At 63.7% G+C, this 19,320-nt stretch carries 21 protein-coding genes and 1 pseudogene; 6 read left to right on the top strand and 16 right to left on the bottom strand.

The window, feature by feature from the left end:
• From ACYPYD_RS12190 to ACYPYD_RS12145, 10 genes are all read right to left on the bottom strand, one after another.
• Positions 1-423 (bottom strand): amidase family protein (locus ACYPYD_RS12190; protein ID WP_459663351.1); only part of this gene is annotated, 423 nt, incomplete at its 3' end.
• Positions 424-440: 17 nt separating this feature from the next.
• Positions 441-3,056, bottom strand: a complete 2,616-nt coding sequence (locus tag ACYPYD_RS12185) for a TonB-dependent receptor plug domain-containing protein (RefSeq protein WP_155986426.1) — start codon at positions 3,054-3,056, stop codon at positions 441-443.
• Positions 3,057-3,486: 430 nt separating this feature from the next.
• Positions 3,487-3,858: a c-type cytochrome gene (locus ACYPYD_RS12180; protein ID WP_008830612.1), complete on the bottom strand. Its 372-nt coding sequence runs from the start codon at positions 3,856-3,858 to the stop codon at positions 3,487-3,489.
• A 47-nt stretch (positions 3,859-3,905) separates the two neighbouring features.
• Positions 3,906-5,219 (bottom strand): aminotransferase class V-fold PLP-dependent enzyme, encoded by a 1,314-nt coding sequence (locus ACYPYD_RS12175; protein ID WP_036528881.1) that lies wholly within the window; start codon positions 5,217-5,219, stop codon positions 3,906-3,908.
• A gap of 42 nt (positions 5,220-5,261) precedes the next feature.
• Positions 5,262-5,726 (bottom strand): RidA family protein, encoded by a 465-nt coding sequence (locus tag ACYPYD_RS12170; protein ID WP_008830614.1) that lies wholly within the window; start codon positions 5,724-5,726, stop codon positions 5,262-5,264.
• Between the two features lie 9 nt (positions 5,727-5,735).
• Positions 5,736-6,467: an amino acid ABC transporter ATP-binding protein gene (locus ACYPYD_RS12165; protein ID WP_036528878.1), complete on the bottom strand. Its 732-nt coding sequence runs from the start codon at positions 6,465-6,467 to the stop codon at positions 5,736-5,738.
• Positions 6,464-7,540, bottom strand: coding sequence for an amino acid ABC transporter permease (locus tag ACYPYD_RS12160; protein WP_459663361.1), 1,077 nt, complete (start codon positions 7,538-7,540; stop codon positions 6,464-6,466). Before ACYPYD_RS12160 ends, ACYPYD_RS12165 begins: the two co-directional genes overlap by 4 nt.
• Positions 7,541-7,545: 5 nt before the next feature.
• Entirely contained in the window at positions 7,546-8,673 is a 1,128-nt protein-coding gene (locus ACYPYD_RS12155; protein ID WP_036528876.1) for an ABC transporter permease subunit, read from the bottom strand.
• Positions 8,673-9,716, bottom strand: a complete 1,044-nt coding sequence (locus tag ACYPYD_RS12150) for an amino acid ABC transporter substrate-binding protein (protein WP_069709421.1) — start codon at positions 9,714-9,716, stop codon at positions 8,673-8,675. Before ACYPYD_RS12150 ends, ACYPYD_RS12155 begins: the two co-directional genes overlap by 1 nt.
• Positions 9,713-10,888, bottom strand: coding sequence for a trans-sulfuration enzyme family protein (locus ACYPYD_RS12145; protein ID WP_036528870.1), 1,176 nt, complete (start codon positions 10,886-10,888; stop codon positions 9,713-9,715). Before ACYPYD_RS12145 ends, ACYPYD_RS12150 begins: the two co-directional genes overlap by 4 nt.
• 257 nt (positions 10,889-11,145) lie before the next feature.
• On the opposite strand from ACYPYD_RS12145, the gene ACYPYD_RS12140 reads away from it, so the two are divergent.
• The gene (locus ACYPYD_RS12140; RefSeq protein ID WP_036528868.1) at positions 11,146-11,355 is read left to right on the top strand and encodes a hypothetical protein; all 210 of its coding nucleotides are present in this window, start codon (positions 11,146-11,148) and stop codon (positions 11,353-11,355) included.
• Between the two features lie 93 nt (positions 11,356-11,448).
• Complete coding sequence (locus ACYPYD_RS12135; RefSeq protein WP_008832317.1) at positions 11,449-12,000, top strand: hypothetical protein; 552 nt, start codon at positions 11,449-11,451, stop codon at positions 11,998-12,000.
• Between the two features lie 133 nt (positions 12,001-12,133).
• Here ACYPYD_RS12135 and ACYPYD_RS12130 read toward each other — a convergent pair whose 3' ends face one another.
• The 5 genes from ACYPYD_RS12130 to ACYPYD_RS12110 are packed head-to-tail and all read right to left on the bottom strand — an operon-like array spanning position 12,134 to position 16,102.
• Complete coding sequence (locus ACYPYD_RS12130; protein ID WP_197524490.1) at positions 12,134-13,000, bottom strand: copper resistance protein B; 867 nt, start codon at positions 12,998-13,000, stop codon at positions 12,134-12,136.
• A complete protein-coding gene (locus tag ACYPYD_RS12125) occupies positions 13,000-14,778 on the bottom strand; it encodes a copper resistance system multicopper oxidase (protein WP_459663349.1) in 1,779 nt (592 codons plus the stop codon). The genes ACYPYD_RS12130 and ACYPYD_RS12125 overlap by 1 nt, the downstream gene beginning before the upstream one ends.
• Before the next feature lie 25 nt (positions 14,779-14,803).
• Positions 14,804-15,376 carry an RNA polymerase sigma factor gene (locus ACYPYD_RS12120; protein ID WP_051587110.1) on the bottom strand — a complete coding sequence of 191 codons (573 nt, stop codon included), beginning with the start codon at positions 15,374-15,376 and terminating at the stop codon, positions 14,804-14,806.
• A 7-nt stretch (positions 15,377-15,383) separates the two neighbouring features.
• Positions 15,384-15,824: a periplasmic heavy metal sensor gene (locus ACYPYD_RS12115; protein WP_008831487.1), complete on the bottom strand. Its 441-nt coding sequence runs from the start codon at positions 15,822-15,824 to the stop codon at positions 15,384-15,386.
• Between the two features lie 2 nt (positions 15,825-15,826).
• Entirely contained in the window at positions 15,827-16,102 is a 276-nt protein-coding gene (locus ACYPYD_RS12110) for a hypothetical protein (RefSeq protein ID WP_155986424.1), read from the bottom strand.
• Between the two features lie 175 nt (positions 16,103-16,277).
• Between ACYPYD_RS12110 and copC the strand changes: the two genes are divergently transcribed.
• From copC to ACYPYD_RS12090, 4 genes and pseudogenes are all read left to right on the top strand, one after another.
• Complete coding sequence (gene copC / locus ACYPYD_RS12105) at positions 16,278-16,664, top strand: copper homeostasis periplasmic binding protein CopC (RefSeq protein ID WP_036528859.1); 387 nt, start codon at positions 16,278-16,280, stop codon at positions 16,662-16,664.
• A 10-nt stretch (positions 16,665-16,674) separates the two neighbouring features.
• Entirely contained in the window at positions 16,675-17,541 is an 867-nt protein-coding gene (copD, locus tag ACYPYD_RS12100) for a copper homeostasis membrane protein CopD (RefSeq protein ID WP_083274780.1), read from the top strand.
• A gap of 127 nt (positions 17,542-17,668) precedes the next feature.
• Positions 17,669-18,094 (top strand): SRPBCC family protein, encoded by a 426-nt coding sequence (locus ACYPYD_RS12095; protein ID WP_069709423.1) that lies wholly within the window; start codon positions 17,669-17,671, stop codon positions 18,092-18,094.
• A 373-nt stretch (positions 18,095-18,467) separates the two neighbouring features.
• Positions 18,468-18,821: pseudogene (locus tag ACYPYD_RS12090) on the top strand (sorbosone dehydrogenase family protein); the annotation flags it as partial.
• Positions 18,822-18,910: 89 nt separating this feature from the next.
• Here ACYPYD_RS12090 and ACYPYD_RS12085 read toward each other — a convergent pair.
• Positions 18,911-19,320: outer membrane protein (locus ACYPYD_RS12085; RefSeq protein ID WP_459663347.1), on the bottom strand; the 410-nt coding region annotated here is incomplete at its 5' end.

Below are 19,320 nucleotides of genomic sequence, written 5' to 3'. Positions count from 1 at the left end.
CGCCACGACATCCGCGTCGCGGCCCGCAACGTTGCGGGCCAGGGCCACAGAGCCGGATGTCGTCGGCAGACCGGCGACATCGATGTTGTCCTTCACCAGTACCGGCACGCAGGCGAGCGGCAAGGCGCGGCGCGCGGTGCGGGTCATCGCATCGATGCGGCCTGCTTCCGCCAGTGCCGACCGGTCGAGCGCAACCACGGCATGAAGCGGTCCGTCAAGCCGCCCGATCCGGTCCAGTCGGCCAGCGATTATGGAGGCGCAGTTGGTCCTGCCCGTTGCCAGCCGCGCAGCGATCAGCGTAATCTCGCTCTCGGCCGCACCGGAAGGGGTCGGCGCGACCGATCGCGCGAAAGCGATGCCCCCGTGTATGCCGGCGCCGGCCATCGTCAGAAAAATCAGCTTCGAGACGATGGCGCAGCGCATCACTCCGTATCGGTCGCTCAGAACTTGAACCCAGCCGAGGCGAAGAACGACATGCCGTTGAAGCCGAACGGCGAGATTGCATTGTACGGCAAGGTCCCGGCGTTGTCCGATCCGTTTGTCCCTGCCGCAACGCTTGCGACAGTCGAACGCAGGTTCTGAGTCGGGTAGATGTCGAACAGATTGTTTACGCCCGCGCTGAGGGTGATACCGGGCGTGAAGTCATAATTCACCTGAATGTCGGTAATGACCTTGCCCTTGAAATGCTGGATCACCTGCGAGTTGGCGCTGGTCGAGGAGACCGGGACCAGCGTGACATCGTAGCCGGGTGTCAGCGCAGCGATCTGCGCGGGTGTCAGGCTGGTGAATGCCACTGCCGATACCTTGCCGTAGTAGGTATTGGTCAGCCCGAGTGAAAAGTCGCCCGACTTCCAGTTCAGGTTGAGCAGGACCTTGGAGCGGGGCTGGCTGTCGGAGATACGAACCTGCTGCGTCAGGTCGAAAAGCGGAGTGGTGATACCCAGCGCCGCGATCTCGGCGGGCGTGCCGGCGATCTTGTCGAACTTCGTCTTGTTGTAGTTGCCTGCGAGCAGGACCGACAGTTCGCCAAGCGAACCGAGATCGAACTTGTCCGTCAGCGTCACATCGACACCGCGCGTGGTCGTGTCCACGGCATTGGTGAGATAGCTGGCCCCTGCAATCCCCGCAACGCCGTTGGCAGCCAGATAATTGATGAGCGACGTGCCTTGGAACACTGCGGACTGGACGATACGGTCGGTCAGCTTGATCTGGTAGCCATCAACCGTGAAGGTTAGGCCTCCACTCGTGTAGACGAAGCCGGCCGACAGGTTCTTGGATTTCTCCGGCTTGAGATCGGTGGCTCCGATCAGGCGCGCGGCCTCGCTATCCACGGGCAGGTTGCGAATGAGCGTCGCCACGCCATTGATGAAGCTGGTCGTCGAACTTCCGAAATACATTTGCGCAAGATGCGGTGCGCGAAAACCCGTGCTGAACGATGCGCGAAGCGCCAGCGGCTCGATCACCTGCAAACGACCGGAAAGTTTATAGTTGGTGGTGCTGCCGAAGTCGGAGAATTTTTCGTAGCGTACCGCCGCATCGAGCGTCAGGCGATCGAAGAACAGCTTTTCCACTTCCCCGTAGATCGCCTTGCTGTTGCGCCGACCGAAGGCCGCATCGACCGGCGAAATGCCCGGCGTGGGTTGGGTTCCGACCGGGGCAACCTTGCCCGCGTTCGGGCCATCGAGAATAGCGAACCCGCCATCGGCATAGCTCGCCACCTCGCCTGCCAGCAGATGGTAGGTTTCTTCGCGATATTCCGCGCCCAGAGCCAGGTTGAGAGGGCTGCCATCGCCCATGTCGAATTTGCGCGTCAGGTCGAGATTGGTAGTCCACTGATCGTAACGGGTGGATCCGTTATGAATATCCGTCGGGCTGGCGGTGCCGTAGGACACGTTGTTGGTGTTGCTGGTCCCGTTGTCGATCAGGCTCTTGCCGTAGCCGGTCGAGACGTCCCAGTCGAAGCCCACAAGATTTTCGCCGCGCAGGCCACCCGTTGCCGAAACGTTGCGCAAGCGAATGTCGCCGTAGGGAATGAAGCCATCCGGATGCAGTGCCCGCACGGTCTGGTCCTGGCCGGCACGACGGAAGTAGAATGCCGTGCGCCCGTCGAGGTCGCTGTATCCGCCAAAGCCGTAGAAAGTCGCCCCGCCGCCGTTGGTGGGGATTTCGGCATTGAGGAAAACGGACTTCATTTCGTAGTTCGAGTTACCCTGACGCGAGGTGTGACGCTCTATCGTCGCTTCGCGAGGATCGAGCGCGCCGCTGGACGCAGTCAGCCCCGTGCCCGAGCCGTAGAAAGAGGACGGCGCGACCAGGCCGCCGGCCGAATTATGGCCGAAATACTGCTGGCGGGTGTCGTCCAGGGATCGATTGGTGGACGCATGGTTCTGGTACTGCACGGTCGCGCGGATCACGCCGCCGTTCCATACCGGCAGCCCTACGCTGCCGCCCACGTCGATAAATTCGCCATCGCCTTCTTTAGTGATGCCCGTCGAGATCTTGCCCTTCATGCCGGTCGATTTATCGAGGGTGAGATTGATGACACCCGCGATCGCGTCCGAGCCGTACTGAGCCGAAGCGCCGTCGCGAAGGACTTCGACACCGGAAAGCGCCATGCTGGGGATAGCATTGAAGTCGTAGGCGACGTCGCCTCGACCGATACCGTTGCTGGTGCTGAGATCACCTGACGAGTGACGCCGCTTGCCGTTCACCAGTACAAGCAGCTGTCCGGTCGAGAGGCCGCGCAATGTCGGCGGAGTGAGGAATTCGCCCGCCCCGGATGCATTGGGTCGCGGCGTGCTGAAACTGGGAACGGAAGTCTTCAGCATGTCCTGAACTTCCGTCCGCCCTCCGCGGGCCAGTTCATCCACGCTGATGCGATCGATGGGAACGACCGATTCCGCTGCCGATCGGCTGCCGAAACGCGAACCGGTGACGACGATGTCGCTACCTCCGTCCGCACCGGCTTCCTGCGCGAACGCTGCGGTGGCCGGCAGGATGCAGGAAAGCACTGCCAGTCCGGTAGACGCCATGGCGATGTTGCGAAGTTGCCTCATGATCTTCGTTTTCCCTGTTTTATCGATAGACGCGTGAGATCGGTCCGTCACTTGCGGACACAATCCTTGCCGCCGCGACCGGCAGCGATGATCGGATATCTCTGAATGCCTGCCCGGCAGCTACGTCAGGCGCTGCCGCCCTGGCATCGCCCGAGCATCAGTAGCGTTCAAGCGCAGCCACTGCGTTCGCCGGATGGCGCTGGCGGCGTGTTCGATCTCAAATGCATGCTACCCCCTGGTAAAGAATTGCACGCTCCTGCGGACGAACGGCGGACATTCTTGCGATGCCCCGGAGCTTTACCCCTTGTCCGGTTCGTCCCCGCCATCTTGCCCGGCTCCTCCCAAGGGACAAGTGACGGGTTTGAACGAGTCCATGCATGAAACTTATGGGTCTTGCCCTGAGACACATTCTTCATGCGCGGCCGCGACGTCAGCGCGCCTTCAGGCCCGAGAGATAAGCGACAATGGCCTTGCGATCGTCCGGCACGGGTACGCTGGTGAACATTCGCGTTCCCGGCACCATCTTCGAAGGGCCTGACAACCAGCTGTCGAGCGTACGAGCATCCCAGCGGACATTGACCTTCTTGAGCGCGGGTGAATAGGGATAGGCGCCCGTACCGGCATTACGGCCGACGATGCCGGACAGGTTCGGCCCCGCCCCGGACTTCTTGCCGGCTTCGGTGCTGTGACACGCAGCGCAGCGCTGCTTGAACAGGACGGCACCTTCGTCGGCGGAGACCGCCGTGGATCCCAGGCCTATCAGGAAGACGAATGAGGTCGCCGCAAGGCGAAGAAGCGTCATGGATATGCTCCGATACTGTGGTGACAATAGGCGGGGACGCGCAAGCGTCAGTCGAAGGCGCGACGCTCCTGATGGATCGCGGCGACCAGACGGTCGAGTTCGGCCGTGGTATTGAACAACGCCGGCGTCACGCGCAGCCCGGCGCCCGATGCCAGCCCCGCCTTGGCGACCACGAGCAGCTTGTGCTTCTCTACGAACAAGGCCTGCGCCGCCTTAGCCTTCGCGGGGCTGTCCATGCCGGGGAGCCTGAAAGCGCTGATGGCCCCGTAATTGCCTGGCTCATCCGGCAGCATCAGCTGCAGGCCGGGCACGTCCCGCACGCGCGTGACCCAGTAGTCCCGCAAAGCCTTGAGATGCGAGAACTTCTGCTCGATGCCCATGGCAGCCTGAACCTCCAGCGCGGCCGGGATCGTCAGGCGCGCCGCAAAATCGACAGTGCCGCTGGGAATGCGCGAACGAATCTCGTCCGCCGAATATATCCGGTTGCCCAGCCACGGCTCGATGTCGCCGAGGCGCGACTTGCGGATGTAGATGCCACCCGTACCAAGCGGCGCCGCAACCCACTTGTGAAGCGAGAAGCCGATAAAGTCAGCGCCGGTATCGGCGACGTTGAACGGCATCTGACCGACCGCCTGCGCGCTGTCCAGTATCACGTCGATCCCGCGTGCCTTGGCCATCGCGACGATTTCCTTGACCGGCGGGATCAACCCGTTGCGGTTAGACACGTGGGTGACGAGCAGCAGCTTCGCGCGCGGCGTTTCCTTCAGCACTTTCTCGTAGGCAGCCAGGATATTCGCCCGAGTATGCGGTTCCGGCAGCGAAAACCGCACGACCCGTGCACCCCGGCTCTTCTCGAGATAATCCATTGCGTATTGCATCTCGTCGTAGTCGGCATCGCAGTAGATCACCGCATCGCCGGCCTTGAGCAGCGCATAATTGGTAATCAGGGCATAGAGCCCTTCGGTGCCGCCCCCGCTGAGCGCCACTTCCTCCAGCGACGCGCCGATCAGGTCGGCGACGGCCTGTCGGGACTTGTCGAGTTCCTGGTCGCGGGGCATGTCGGGAACGCCGCTGCGCAGGAAGGTGGAATTATAGCGGTTAACCCATGCGACCTTGTCGAGATAGGCCGCGTGCACAGACTTCGTCATCGCACCATAGTAGGCCGCGTCGAAGTTCACGATCGACCTGTCGATATCATAAAGCGCGGCAAGGCGCTGCTGGGTCTGCGCAAAGGAAAGTCCGCCCCCCAGCAGACTGCCACGCACACCTGCCTGAGCCGGCGTCGCCAGAGCATGTCCGGCCAGCAGCGTGCCCGCGGACACCGCCCCGGCACCGGCAAGGAACTGCCGTCGATTAGTCATGTCTTGTCACTCCGAAACGTTGGATCTGGATGAGGCGCCCGCTCAGGCGCGAATTTCGATGACGGCGTCGATCTCGACGGCGTAATTCAGCGGCAGCCGGTAGACGCCGACCGCCGAACGCGAATGGCGGCCGTGCTCTCCGAAAACCTCGACCATGAGATTCGAGGCACCGTTGATGACTGCCGGCACTGCGAAGAACGATGGCCCGGCCTGTACGTAGCCGCCCAGGCGCAGCACTTGCGTGACACGGTCGAGATCGCCGCCGCACGCCGCGCGAAATTGTGCGATGAGGTTGATCGCGCACAACCGCGCCCCCCCGGTGGCCTGCTCGGACGTCACGTCCTCGCCGACAATGCCTTTCACCTCGTGCGCGGCATCCCTGGACAACTGCCCGGAGACATGGACGATCCGGCCGGAGCGCGTGTACGGGACGTAATTGGCCACGGGCGCCGATGGCTCGGGCAAGGCAATGCCGAGCTGGGCAAGCCTGTTCGCGATGCGAAGCATGAGGTCTCCTTAAAAGGGTATCTTGTCCAGGAACGCCCGCGTGCGCGGGTGCCGGGGATCGGTGAAGAAGGTTTCGCCGTCCGCGATCTCGACGATCTGGCCTTTGTCCATGAAGACCACGCGGTCGGCCACTTCGCGGGCGAACGCCATCTCGTGCGTGACGCAAACCATCGTCATGCCGCCACGGGCAAGGGCCTTCATGATGTCGAGCACTTCCTTGACCATCTCGGCGTCGAGTGCGGAGGTGGGCTCGTCGAACAGCATCAATGCAGGATCCATGCACAGCGCGCGCGCGATCGCCGCGCGCTGCTGCTGGCCGCCGGAAAGCCGCGCGGGAAACTTGTCCGCCTGATCCGCGATGCGCACGCGTTTCAGCATGGTGTATGCGATCTCGCGCGCGTGCTGTTCGGACAGACCCCGAACCCGAACCGGGGCGAGCGTGCAATTCTGAAGCACGGTCAGGTGCGGAAACAGATTGAAGTCCTGAAACACCATGCCCACACGTGCCCGAATGGCGCGCAGGGCCAGCGGATCGTCGGACAAGGCCTGCCCGGCGACGAGGATTTCCCCGGCCTGATGCTGTTCCAGCCCGTTGACGCAGCGGATCAGCGTGGACTTGCCGGACCCTGACGGGCCACAGATCACCACCCGCTCGCCCGCCTTCACATGCAGCGTGACATTGCGCAGGGCATGAAAATCGCCGTACCATTTATGCACGCCGACAAGGGACAGCGCCGTCATCGTCGGCCCTCCTCAAGCGTCTCCTCAAGGTGCAGCGAATACCGCGCTACCCCGTAACAGATCACGAAATAGACCAGCGCCACCATCAGGTACGTTTCGGCGTAAGGCATCGGCCAGGCGGGATCGTTGAGCACCACCCTGCCCGCGCTGACGAGATCGAAAAGCCCGACCACCATGACGAGGCTGGTATTCTTGATGACCACAATGATCGTGCTGGTCAGCGGCGGCAGTACCTTGCGGACGGCCTGCGGCAGGATCACGACACACAGCACGTCGCGGGAGCGAAGGCCCAGCGCCTGCGCCGATTCCCATTGCCCGCGCGCCACTCCCTGTAGGCCACCGCGCAAGACCTCGCAGAAGTAGGCCGCACTGACGAGCGTGAACACCCCCAGCGCCCGTGTGAGATTCTCCAGCCGGATCGTCTCGGGCAGCAGCAGCGGCGCCAGGAACGAGGCGGCAAACAGCAATGTCACCACCGGCACGCCGCGCAGCACTTCGACCAGCCCGCCAGCAACATAACGGATCAGGGGCAAAGCACTGCGTCGCGCCAAAGCCAGCGCCAGACCCAGCGGAAAGCCAAACGCCAGCGAGAGCACCGTCATCAGCAGTGTCACCGGAAGCCCGCCCCACGACGCCGCCGGGACGGGTGGCAGGCCCGCTATTCCGCCGGCCATCAGCGCGACGGCGAGTACCAGCCCCACCCCCCAGGCCGCCAGCGTCGTCCGGTTCCAGTGAGCGCGAGGCATCGTCCACAAGGTCAGCGCCGCCAGCATCGCAACGACGGCGATCGGCCGCCACATCTGCGCCTCGGGGTAAATGCCGAAAAGGATGAACGGCGCCTTGTGACGCAGGAAAACCCAGCAGGCCCCCGCATCGCGGCATGCCTCGCCATCGCCCTGCCATACGCCATGCGCGAAAGCCCAAGCCATCAGGTGCGGTAGTCCCCGCTCGATCGCCGCCACGAATACCAGCGTGGCGAGCAAGTTCGCGCCGCCGCCGAAAAGCGTCGAAAAGCCGCCGGCGGTTTTGCGGCCGGATGGGGGAGCCAGCGCCGGCTCGGGAATAGTCTGCACGAAGTTCAACGCGCCCACCTCGCACTGCGTCGCTCCAGCGTTCCCATCCCCAGCGAGATCGTCGCCGCCAGCGTCAGATAGACAAGCGCGACCAGCCCCACGCATTCCAGCGCATGACCGGTATGGTTCATCGTCGTATTCGCGATGGAGTTCAGGTCGGGATATCCCACGACAAGGGCCAGCGTCGAATTCTTGAGGATGGCGGCAAACTGGTTCGTCATCGGCGGCACCATCACCCGAAGGGCCTGAGGCACAATGACAAGGCGCAGGCTCTGGCGGTCGCCAAGACCCATGGCGCGGCAGGCATCCCATTGCCCGCAAGGCACCGCCGCGATGCCGGCACGGATGATCTCGGCGGCAAAGCCGCTCGCATAAAGCACGCTGCCGAAGGCAACCGCCGCAAATTCCGGCGTAATGCTCAGCCCGCCGACGAAATTGTAGTGATCCAGGTGCGGCACGTCGGGCGCGACGCCGAGGCCGAGCGACAGCCACAGAACACCCGCGGATATCACGGTCGCCAGCGTCACCACGCTCGCCAGATGCAGGCGGCCCCGCCATGCTAGCACGGCTACCGTCAGCAGCCCGCCGACGACTACCAGTAAAAGCGGCAGCGCCGTGCCGGTGATACCGAAGGAGGTGACGTAGAGACCGCGATCGTTGAGGAAAATGCCGGGAACCGCCTGAAGCGCGCGGCCCGGCTCGGGCAGCGTCACCGTGAGAACACCGTACCAGAACAGCAACTGCACGACGAGCGGCGTATTGCGCACGGCATCGATGAAGACGCGCGCGCTTCCGCTCGCCAAAAGATGCTCGGAGCGTCGGGCCAGGGCGAGCGGAATGCCCAGCAAGGTCGAGAAGACAATCACGACGAGCGCCAGCAGCACCGTGTTGCCCAGCCCGACGACGAGCGCGCGCGCGAAAGTGTCCGAAGGCGAATAGGCGAGTATCGTTTCGGAGATCGGAAAACGCGCCGTGCTCCCGAGGAAACCGAAATCGAGCACCATGCCGCGGACCGACAGGTTATGTGCCGCTACGGCCAGCAAGCTCGCCCCAAGCGCAAGCACGAGGACCGCGAACAGCGCCTGCGGCAGCCACCAGCGCACCAGGTCCCGAGAAGCGATCTTCCTGTCCATCAGTAGAATCCGATAGGCAGCATCAGCCCGCCGTCGCGGCGCAGCCGGTTGGGACCTCGCGGGATGTTCAGCCCGGTGCCTGCGCCGAGGTTGGCATCGTAGACTTCCGCGTAGTTGCCGACCTGCCGCACGATCTGATAGGCGAAATCGTCGCGCAGGCCGAGCGCGCGCCCGTTGCCCGGCTCCACGCCCAAAAAGCGCCGGATCACCGGATCGCGCGAACCGCGCATGCCCTCGACGTTGGCGCGGTTGATCCCCAGGTGCTCGGCCACGATCATCGCCTCGATCGAGAACTTTACAATGTCGAACCACTGGTCGTCGCCATGCCGCACGGCCGGGGTCAGCGGAGCGATATCGTCGCTGGCGGGAATGATGGCGAAACGATGCTTTGGCTTCATCGCCCTCAGCGCGATCAGCGCAGACTGGTCGGTCGCCAGCGCATCGCAGCGGCCTGCCAGGAACGCCTGCCGCGTGCTCTGCACATTGTCGAAGATCACCGGATGCATCGTGACATGAGTACGCCGCGCGACATCTGCGAAGACGATCTCGGTCAGCGACCCGGTCTGCACGCATACTGTGGCACCATCGAGGTCGCGCAGCGTCCTGGCGCCACTGTCGGCACCAATCATGAACGCGGTGTAGTCGTAATAATTGGGTATCGTGAAATTGATGCCGCCCGCGTCGCGCTGCAGAGTCCATGTAGTGGTGCGGGGAAGCACGTCGATCTCGCCGGTGAGCAGCGCGGTGATCCGTTGCTGGCCGGTCAGCGGCACGAAGCGCGCCTTGTCCCGGCTGCCGAGCGCAGCCACTGCGATCGCCCGGCAGGTATCGACATCCAGCCCCCGCCAGCGGCCGTGCGAATCGGGAGCGCTGAAGCCGGTGGTGTCCTTGCCCGCGCCGCACCGCACATATCCGCGCGCGCGAACTTCGGCGAGCGTGGGCCCACCCGCGGCCGGTGCTGTCGGGCCTTCGGAGCAGGCCCCCAGCAGCACACTGCCGGCCACCAGGCACGCAAGGGAGAGGAATGCGCGGGCAACGGTCATGGCGCTGCCGTGGTGCTAGCTGCCCCCAGACGGTCGAGCAGTCCAAGGAGATCGGCGAGAAGATCGTCCGGATCCTCCAGGCCGATGCTGATGCGCAGCAGGCGCCCTTCGGGATTGCCGCCGAGCCGTCCGCGCACCGTCATCGGCGCAACGAGACTGCGCGTCCCCCCCCAGGATGCACCGATCACGAATATCCGCATCGCGGCCAGCGCGTCGTCCAGCAGGGCGTCCAGTTCCGGCTGCAGGAGAAGGCTGAATACACCGCTGGCGCCCGTCATGTCGCGCTTCCAGAAAGCGTGGCCAGGACAATCGGGAAGCGCCGGATGCAGCACTCTCGATACGGCGGGATGAGAGCACAATGCCCCGGCAATGCCGGTCGAAACCTTGCCTATATGGGCCATGCGCACGCCCAGCGTCTCGATACCGCGCAATACGAGAGCACAATCATCGGGCGATACTCCGATCCCCAAGACCTTGGCCACCGCCCGCAGACGGACGTGCCAGTCCCGGTCGCGCACCGTCACGCTCCCGAGCAGGACATCGGAATGGCCGGCCGCGTACTTCGTCAGAGCTTCGACCGAGAAATCCATCCCGGCCGCAAGCGGCTTGAACAGCAGCGGGGTCGCCCAGGTATTATCGCAGCCTGTCAGTATGCCCCGCCGCCGCGCAACGGAAACTATAGTGGGCAAGTCCTCCACTTCCATGGTCGCGGAGCCGGGGGACTCAGTCCAGATCAAGCGAACGCTGTCGTCGATGAAATCTTCTATCCCGCTGCCCGCGAGCGGAGGATAGATCCGGTGCCTTATGCCCTGCGCCGCCAACACATCGGCGCACAAGGCGCGTACCGGCGGGTAGACGGTGTCCGGGATCAGCACGGTGTCGCCAGGCTTGAGCACGCTCAGGAACAGCAGCGCGATGGCCGCCTGCCCCGATGGCAACAGGATCGAGCGCGCGCCCTGCTCAAGCGCAGCGATCTGCGCTTCCAGCACGCGCGTGGTCGGCGTCCCGTCAAGTCCGTACGCGTAGCCGTCAGGCTCGCGCAGACGGCGCTGGGCATAGGCGTCGGCGTTCGGAAACACGATGGTCGATGCACGATGGGTTGGCACCGCAAGGCTGGAAAAGCCTGCCCGGTCCACCTGCGGGCGATGAACGAGTTGCGTCAGATCCTTCATCGGTGTCCTCTTGCGTGAAAGCCACCATGCAGGGTCAGGACAGCGACCTCAATTGGCGACTTGTTCGCGGTCCATAAACCTTCGTTATGGGCTAGCTCCTTTCCATGAGGGAAGGTGCGCGTGGCCGCCTCATCGAGAAAAGCCCCCGACGCCGGGCCGCATAACATCCAGACATGGCGCCGTTCCCGACCATCGATTGTATTGAACCGCGTGGCCGGCTCGTTGCGCAGGCAAAGCGAGTGGCCGGATCTGCCCACATGGGGAATGGCGCTGCGCTTGGAAGGATCGGTGGCCGCGCGCTGGCATGGTTCAGCGTGACAAGCCTGCTCTCGCTGGCGATCGATCATTTCATGGACATGGGGCGCCCGGCCACCAATGTCCTGGGCGACACCATCGCCACTTGCGTCGTCTCTCATTGGGAAGACAGGCGCCGCATGCGCGAAGAGGTCCTGTCCGCGCATGCATAACACCTGCGCATGGATCGAGAAGCGCTAATGAATTGTGCGCCGCGCGACCGACCGTAACATCCCTGCACGAATACAAGCATCGGAGCAGCATCCATGAATTCGCTTAAAGCCGGCCTGTTCGCCTTCGCCGCCGCGTCCCTGACCATTTCAGCAACCGCGTCGGCGCATCCGGGCCATGCCGATGCAGAACTGCCCGATTCCTATGCGATCTCGACCCCGCAGATCGCTTTCTACAACACGCCCAACCGCAAGCATGTGCTCATCAACAAGGGCGACCCCGTCACCCTGGGCAAAGTCGCCGTCGATCTCAAGACGGCGTCCAACGTGCTCGTTCAGTTCACCAGCGGCCTTGCGACCGTGACCCCCGAAGGCTGCCCTTGCTCGGTCCGCGTATCGATCCAGTTCGACGGGCAGGATCCGATCGTCATCAAGCGTGTCAACCTGGGCACAGCCAAAACCATGATCGGCGACAAGTACCAAGTCGATCGGCAGTCCGCCGACGGTTCATTCGTACTGCCGCTTCCGGCAGGGCATCATGAAATCTCGCTGGTCGTCCAGCGCATCGAAGGCGACAGCGAAGTGTTGCATGCGTTCTACCCGAACATGCAGGCGCTCGTTTTCCCGGCCGCTCCTCATAAGCACTGAGGCGAACAACCCTCACCTGACGCCCAGCCCGGACGATCCCGGGCTGGGCTTTTTGTCGGCACTTGCGTTTCGTTAAAGAGAGATGACTTTACCTTGAATGACCGTTGGTCATTCAAGGTAAAGTCATCGCGCCCTAGAACATCGCCCTGAAGCCGAAGACGGCGGAGAGGCCGGACACATCCTCGCCGGCGGCGCGGGCCAGTCGTGCGGTTCCGGCCAGCTTGCGCTCCCAGTGTACACCGACATAAGGCGCGAGGGAGCGGTTGCGTTCATACCTCAGCCGAGCGCCGAGTTCGAGGCGCTCGAACCCCGATCCGACCGCCAGTGCGGGTGCATCCTGAAACGCGAAATCGACTTCGGCTTCGGGCTCCACCACCAGCGACTGGGTGATGCGCTGCTGATAGCCCGCCTTGCCGCGCGCATGGACATCGCCTTTTTCGGACACCAGCAATTGCCCGGTAACGTCGAACCAGTAAGGCGCCAGGCCCTCGATCCCGATCAGGGCGTAAGTCCGCCGGGGATCGGGGCGAAAATCGTGGCGCACGCCCAGCTGCAGATTGAACCACGGGTCCAGCGCATGACGCCAATAGGCATTGAGTTCGATACGTTCGGCCCGGTCGCCGAAAGTGCCCTCGCCCTCGCTGGCAAGCACCGCGCGATCGATATCGCCGCCGTACCAGGCCTGCCCGTCCCAGCCGAAGCCATCCTTGCCGTTGGCCGCCCGGTATTCCAGCCGGTCGATCTGGAGCGCGAAAGTGCTGAAATCCATCTCGCCGATCATCGCGCTGCGCGATGCGGCCATCCGTTCGGGTGCGAACACGCGGTCGGCGGCGTGGTCCTGCGGCGGCAGCGGCGCTGGCGCATCGCCCGGCTGATCCGCGGGCGCCTCGTTCGCCGACATGTCCATCATGGAGTGGTCCATCCCCGCGTGATCCTGACCCCAAGCCGGTACGGGAGCGGCCGCGAGAAGGATCGGCAGCAGTGCCTTGCGCAGCGCCATCAGCCTTCTCCCTGCGCCGAATCGCGCCGTACGGTGACCACGCGCATCATGCCTGCATGCATGTGCAGCAGCATGTGGCAGTGAAAGGCCCAGTCGCCTTCCGCGTCCGCCGTCAGGTCGAACGCCGCCTTGCCGCCTGGCAGGACGTTGACCGTGTGCTTGCGCGCGCGGTGTCCGGGATCGCCCTGTACCAGTTCAAAGAAGTGCCCGTGCAGGTGGATCGGATGCGGCATCATCGTGTCGTTGATCAGGGTGACGCGCACCCGCTCGCCAAGCCGGAAGGGGATCGGCGCTGGGTTTTGCGACATTGCGGTGCCGTCCATCGACCACATGTAGCGCTCCATGTTGGCGGTCAGGTGCACCTCCACCTGCCGCGTCGGCACGCGCGGATCGGGGTTTGGATCGCGCGAACGCAGGTCCGCATACGTCAGCACACGATGCTCGACGTTCTCCAGCCCGGTGGGACGATCCGCCAGCCGGTCCACCGGCATCGGCGATAGCGTGGCGACACCCGGTCCCATCTTCACGGACGGCGCCACAGAAGCATCGCGCATCTTCATGGAATGGCCCGACATGCTCTCGTTCGCGGGCTTGGACAGGTCGATCTCGCCGTCCTGCCCCATGTCCATGCCGGACATGTCCATGCCCATGTCGCGCATGGTCAGGAGCGGGCGCTTGCGAAGCTGCGGCACCGACGCAGCCAGACCCATACGCTGTGCCAGGGTCGCGCGGACCTGCCCGGAACGATCGAGCGCCTCGGCAATGATGCCATAGCTTTGCTCGGCTCCCGGCTCGATGATGAAGTCGTACGTTTCGGCGATGGCAATCTGCACTTCGTCCGTCTCGACCGGCTGGACCAGGTTGCCGTCCGCCGCCACCACCATCAGCGGCAGGCCGGGAATACGGAAGTTGAAATTGGTCATCGACGACGCATTGATCACCCGCAGGCGTACCCGCTCCCCCGGAGCGAACAGCCCGGTCCAGTTCTCCGCCGTGCCATGGCCGTTGATCAGGAAGCTGTACGTCGACCCCGTCACGTCGGAGATGTCGCTGGCATCCATCCGCATCTGGCCCCAGGCAACGCGATCGGACAGCGACTGGTCGCGGCCCGCCACCAGTCCTTCCAGTGTCTGCTTCTGACGGTTGAAATAGCCGCTCAACATCTTGAGGCGGCGCATCTGCTCGTGCGGGTGGATCGGGCTCCAGTCACTCAGGACCAGCACATGTTCGCGTTCGAAGGCCAACGCATCGGATGCGGCGGGGTCGATGACGATCGGGCCGAACAGGCCCATCGCCTCCTGCATGCCGGAATGCGAATGATACCAGAACGTACCCGAATGACGCAGCGCGAACTCGTACGTGAAGGTCTCGCCGGGGTCGATGCCGGGGAAGCTGATCCCGGGCACGCCGTCCATCTGGAACGGCACCAGCAGGCCATGCCAGTGGATCGATGTCTGCTCCCGCAGCCGGTTGGTTACGGCGATGCGCACCGTCTGTCCTTCGCGCAGGCGCAGCAGCGGAGCGGGCAAAGTGCCGTTGACGGTCACCGTATGGCCCGAGCGGCTACCGGTGGCGAAGTGGCTTTCGGCGATCTGCAGCGCGATGCTCTCGCCCGATAGCACGCCCGATCCGGCAGAGGCATGGGCGATTCCGGCGGTTCCGCTGCGCGCCCATGCCGGGAACAGCCTGGACAAGCCGAGAGTACCCGCCAGCGCCCCGCCCATGGCGAGAAGGCGGCGGCGATCGAGGGCGATGGTGGTGAAGTCCGGCGAAGTCATGCCTCTCAATACGTCAGCGGACGCGCTATCCCTCGACAAGGTGCGACAATTTCTGCCGCGCGCGGTAGATGCGCGTTTCCACCGCCTTGCGGCTGACGCCCAGGATCGCGGCGGCTTCGTCCTGCGGCAGCCCCTCCATGGCGCAAAGCAGCAGCGGCTCCTTGAGCGTATCGGGCAGGGCTGCGATGGCGGCGTGAATCCGCGCGACTTCCTGCCGGGACTTCAACGCCGCCTCCGGATCGGGCTGTGCATCGGGCACGTGCGCGGCATCCTCGATCGGTAGCGCGAAGGCGAACAGCCGCCGCACCGCGCGCCGCCGCGTCCAGTCGCGGCACTTGTTGAGCGCGATGCGCAGAAGCCAGGCGCGGAACGGCCGTGCCGGATCATAGCGATGCAGCGACAGGAACGCGGCCACGAAGCTGTCCTGCGTGACGTCCAGCGCATCGGCCTCATGGTCCAGATAGCCGCGCACCATGCGGAACACCGCGCTGCGATGCGCCTCCATAAGCGCGTCGAACCCGAACTGTTTCCCCGCCAGCGCTGCCGCCACGGCGGCTGCATCGTCTCTGGAATCGTCCTTGGAAGCGGAACCCGTCACCGCGGCGTCAGTCCTGCGGCGGCGACGTCAGGGCCTTTGCCACGGCCTTGTCGAAACGGCCGGTCTGGTCGGAACGCAGCACCCTGCGCATGGCGAAGACATGCTGCAGCGTCGCCTTCTGCAATTCACCCATGGCCATGTGCGAGCGGTCGATCGCCTTTTCCACATCGGGGCCATAGGCATGTTCGCGGGTGATCGCAGCGGCCAGATCGGCATTGGCGGCGCGCATCTCGGTTTCGATTCTGCGGCGGTGTACCGAAAAATCCTGCTCCAGCTTGTCGATACGACGCCCTTGTTCCGCATCCAGCGTGAGATCGTGATGAAGCACAACATGCAGACCGCTTTCACCCGACATGTTTGCCCGCAGGCTCTGTCCGATCCACAGCGCCGCCAGCGTCATCAGGGCCGTTGCAACCGCTACGACGCAATACCGATAAAGCGACACCATGCTCAGACTTTCAGAATTCGGGAGGGCGCGGCATCGGGTATCGTCAGTAACGCGTCGCGGTCGTTGCGCCCCAGATCGAGGACGGACGGTTGCTGGGAATAAGCGCCAAACAGCCCTACTATGATCGCCACGCCGCACCCCGTCAGCAGACCACGACGAACCGCCAGACGCTGCTGCCCGGCCGCAACCCCGGCCAGCACGGCGCCGTTGATAGAGGACAGTGCATCGGGCATTCGCTCGTCACGCAAGATGCCGAACATATCCTCAAGGTCGTTCATCTGCCCAGTCTCGCCATGATCCATCACATCTCTTTATACGCGAAGCCTGCGCACATCCCTCAGTGCCGGAAGGCGCGAAAATTCTCCAGCGGTGTTTGAGGGATGCAACGGACAGCCGCGTATCTTCAGGTGCAAGTCGGTCGGAATCCTTCCCCGACTGGATAAAGGACATTCCATGCGCCTGGTTTCCCTCACCGCCGCCGCCCTGGCCCTTGCCGTTGCCGTTGCCGCCGCCCCTTCCATCGTATTCGCCCATCCCAAGCTCGTGAACGCAATGCCGGCGGTAAACGCGACGGTTGGCAAGGCCAATGCGATCTCGCTCACGTTTTCAGAAGATCTCGTCGGGCCGCTATCAGGTGTCGACCTCGTCATGACGGGTATGCCGGGCATGGCCGATCACAAGCCGATGCCGATCAAGGGCATTACCGCCAAGGCAAACGGCAAGATCCTTTCGGTCGCCCTCCCCCGCCCCCTACCGACCGGGAGCTATATGCTGTCCTGGCATGCCGTAGCCGCCGACCAGCACCGGGTCGAGGGCTCCTATACTTTCACGGTTCGCTAAGGGCGCTTGCGTGAACGCCCTCGTCGTCGCCCGTTTCACAAGTTACTTGTTTCTGTTGGGAGCGGCGGGGCTACCCTTTTACGGGACGATCCGGCGCAGGCCGCCATACGATCCGGCCCGGCGCATCGTTCTCCTGTGCATAGCGGTCATTGCCATCGTCGCTTCCGCAGCATGGGCGATCGTCAATGTGGCAGCCATGGCAGGGGTGGAACTGCACGAGCTCGACACCGAAACCGTCTTCATGGTCCTGCGGGCAACACCGTTGGGAAACGTAGTGCAGACACGCCTGGCATTTCTGGTGCTGTTTTGCGCTGCGCTCGCATGGCGTCCCACTCCGTGGCTACTTTCCGTCTTCGCGCTTCTCGCCCTTGCGACATCGGCCTGGGCAGGTCACGCTGGCGCGGGTGAAGGATCATCGGGAACATTGCTTCACGCCAGCGACGTCATCCATCTGTTCGCCGCGGCGCTCTGGCTAGGTGCGCTCCTGTCGTTCACCACGCGGCTGTTCTGCGGGTTGGAGCCCGCACAGGTGATATGCGATCTTGCCGAATTCGCCGACGCCGGAACCATTGTCGTCGCCGCGCTGATCGGCTCCGGTCTCGTTAACGCCTGGTTGATCGCTGATCCGTCAAAAGACGGCCTCGGCACTTTGTCATACGGATCTTGGCTTTCGCTTATCGGCGCCAAAATCCTGTTTTTCGGCGCAATGCTTGGCTTTGCCGCTCTCAACAGATGGCGTTTTGTTCCATCGGTTGTCGCGGGCTCGCCGAGCGCTGTCACAATGCTCAAATGGTCGCTGGCCCTGGAAACTGCCTGTGCGATCACGGTCATAATCATAGTGGCCTACGCCGGCCAGCTCTCGCCATCCGGCGCGTGATCATGCTCATCGGGACATGACGGCAGCTTTCCCGATGTCGCCCAGCAAACTTTGACGATACGATCGGCCAGCGCCTTTGCCCCGGCCCGCAGAGGCGCGCGCGGAATACCGGCAAAGGAGTTGTGCGATGGCAAGTCTCGAAGCCCGCCTGATCGGCCTGACGATCGATCGTTCCATGAAAGAGGCCTACGCCTTTGCCAGCCAGCCCGAAAACTTTCCGGAATGGGCGGCAGGCATGTCGTCCTCTCTTCACCGTGAAGGCGAGACGTGGCGGGCAGAGACACCGCTGGGGGAGGCCACGATCAGGTTCAGCCCTCCCAATGAATTCGGCGTGCTCGACCATTGGGTCACGCTGCCGGGCAAGCCCGTCATCTACATCCCGCTGCGCATGATCGAGAACGGGACCGGCACACAGGTGGCGTTCACGCTGTTCCGGCAGCCGGGCATGAGCGAAGCCGATTTCGATCAGGACGCCGCGATGGTCGAGAAGGATCTCGCCGCGCTAAAGCGCCTGCTGGAAAGCCGTGAGCCTCCCCAAAGCGGCCAGGCGTGACCGGCAGTCCCGAGACACCTGAGGCCAAGGCTGCCCGCCCCACCGAGCGTTCGTCCGAGATCGTTCACGAATGGGCGTCGCGGCGAGTTCACAGGCGCGCTGTCGCTGCCGTTCGAGCTGCTCCCGCGCAGCCGGTCGATACGCATCGTTTTGCGCCGCAAGCAACATATGCCGCTACAACCGATTGTAATCGAAGTCTTCCAAAGAGATTTCCGTGCGCAATAGGTCGATCGCTTCTTCGCTGCTGCCCGTGACTTGAGCGCTGGCGGCATGCGGTCCTGCTTCCGAAGCGCCTGACGACCCTGCATCCCGCGTCAGCAACGACGAGATCCGCTGGACTGACGCGGCCTTGCGCGATCTGCGTGCCGCCGATCTCGCGCCGGACTACATGACTTCGGTTAATCCGGGCGCGTTCTATGGCTGGCCCTATAGCTACTACGGCAATCACGCAGACCCGCGCGTCCATCCGTAGAAGCCCGAGATGGGGCGGAAGGCGAGCACGGCAGTTGGCATCGCCGCCAACTGGTTGGGATACAAGGTGGTATGGTTTCCCTTCACGACCGGCCGTCCTTCCGGCAAGCCGCGCGAATTCGTGATCGGGTTCATAGGCTTCGACGGCAAGTCCCGGGGGTGTGCGGTGGGCGCGACCTACGATCCGGTCCGCCCCACGCTGGGGGTCGCCGACGACTTGTCGAACACGGTCTGGCGGATCACTCCATCAGGTTGAAGCGCCATTCGTCATTGCGCCCCTTTCCTGTCGCAATAGCCGCCGCGTCGAGAGTTCAACGCGGCGGCCATGTCTTGCAATCGAACTGATCAGAAACGCAGACTGCTGGTCACCATCACGCTCTGGGTATCGAACTTGTCGCCGCGATTGATGCTTGCCCCGCCGGAAGGCGTTATGCGGAAGGGGTTGGTCGGCGGAGCCGTGCCCGCGCCGACATCGACACGGTAATCGTCGGCATTGTAGCGGGTATAGAGATAGCGCGCGCCGATCGAGAAGTTCCGCGCGACCTTGGCTTCCACGCCGCCGCCGACGTTCCAGCCCCAGGCATCTTCCTTGCGGTTGACTTCGGTGAAGCTGTTCGCCCCGTTGCTGGTGGTGAAGCTGTTGCTCACCTTGGCGTAGGACAGGCCGCCCGTCACATAGGGCATGATGCCGCTGCGCGTTGTCACGCCGAGCCGGGCACGCAGATTGCCGTTCCAGTCGATCTGACGGCGCATGG

This window comes from Novosphingobium sp. 11B (assembly GCF_054589055.1).
Note: the sequence above shows the minus strand (reverse complement) of the source record. Positions and strands in the feature narration are given on the sequence as shown.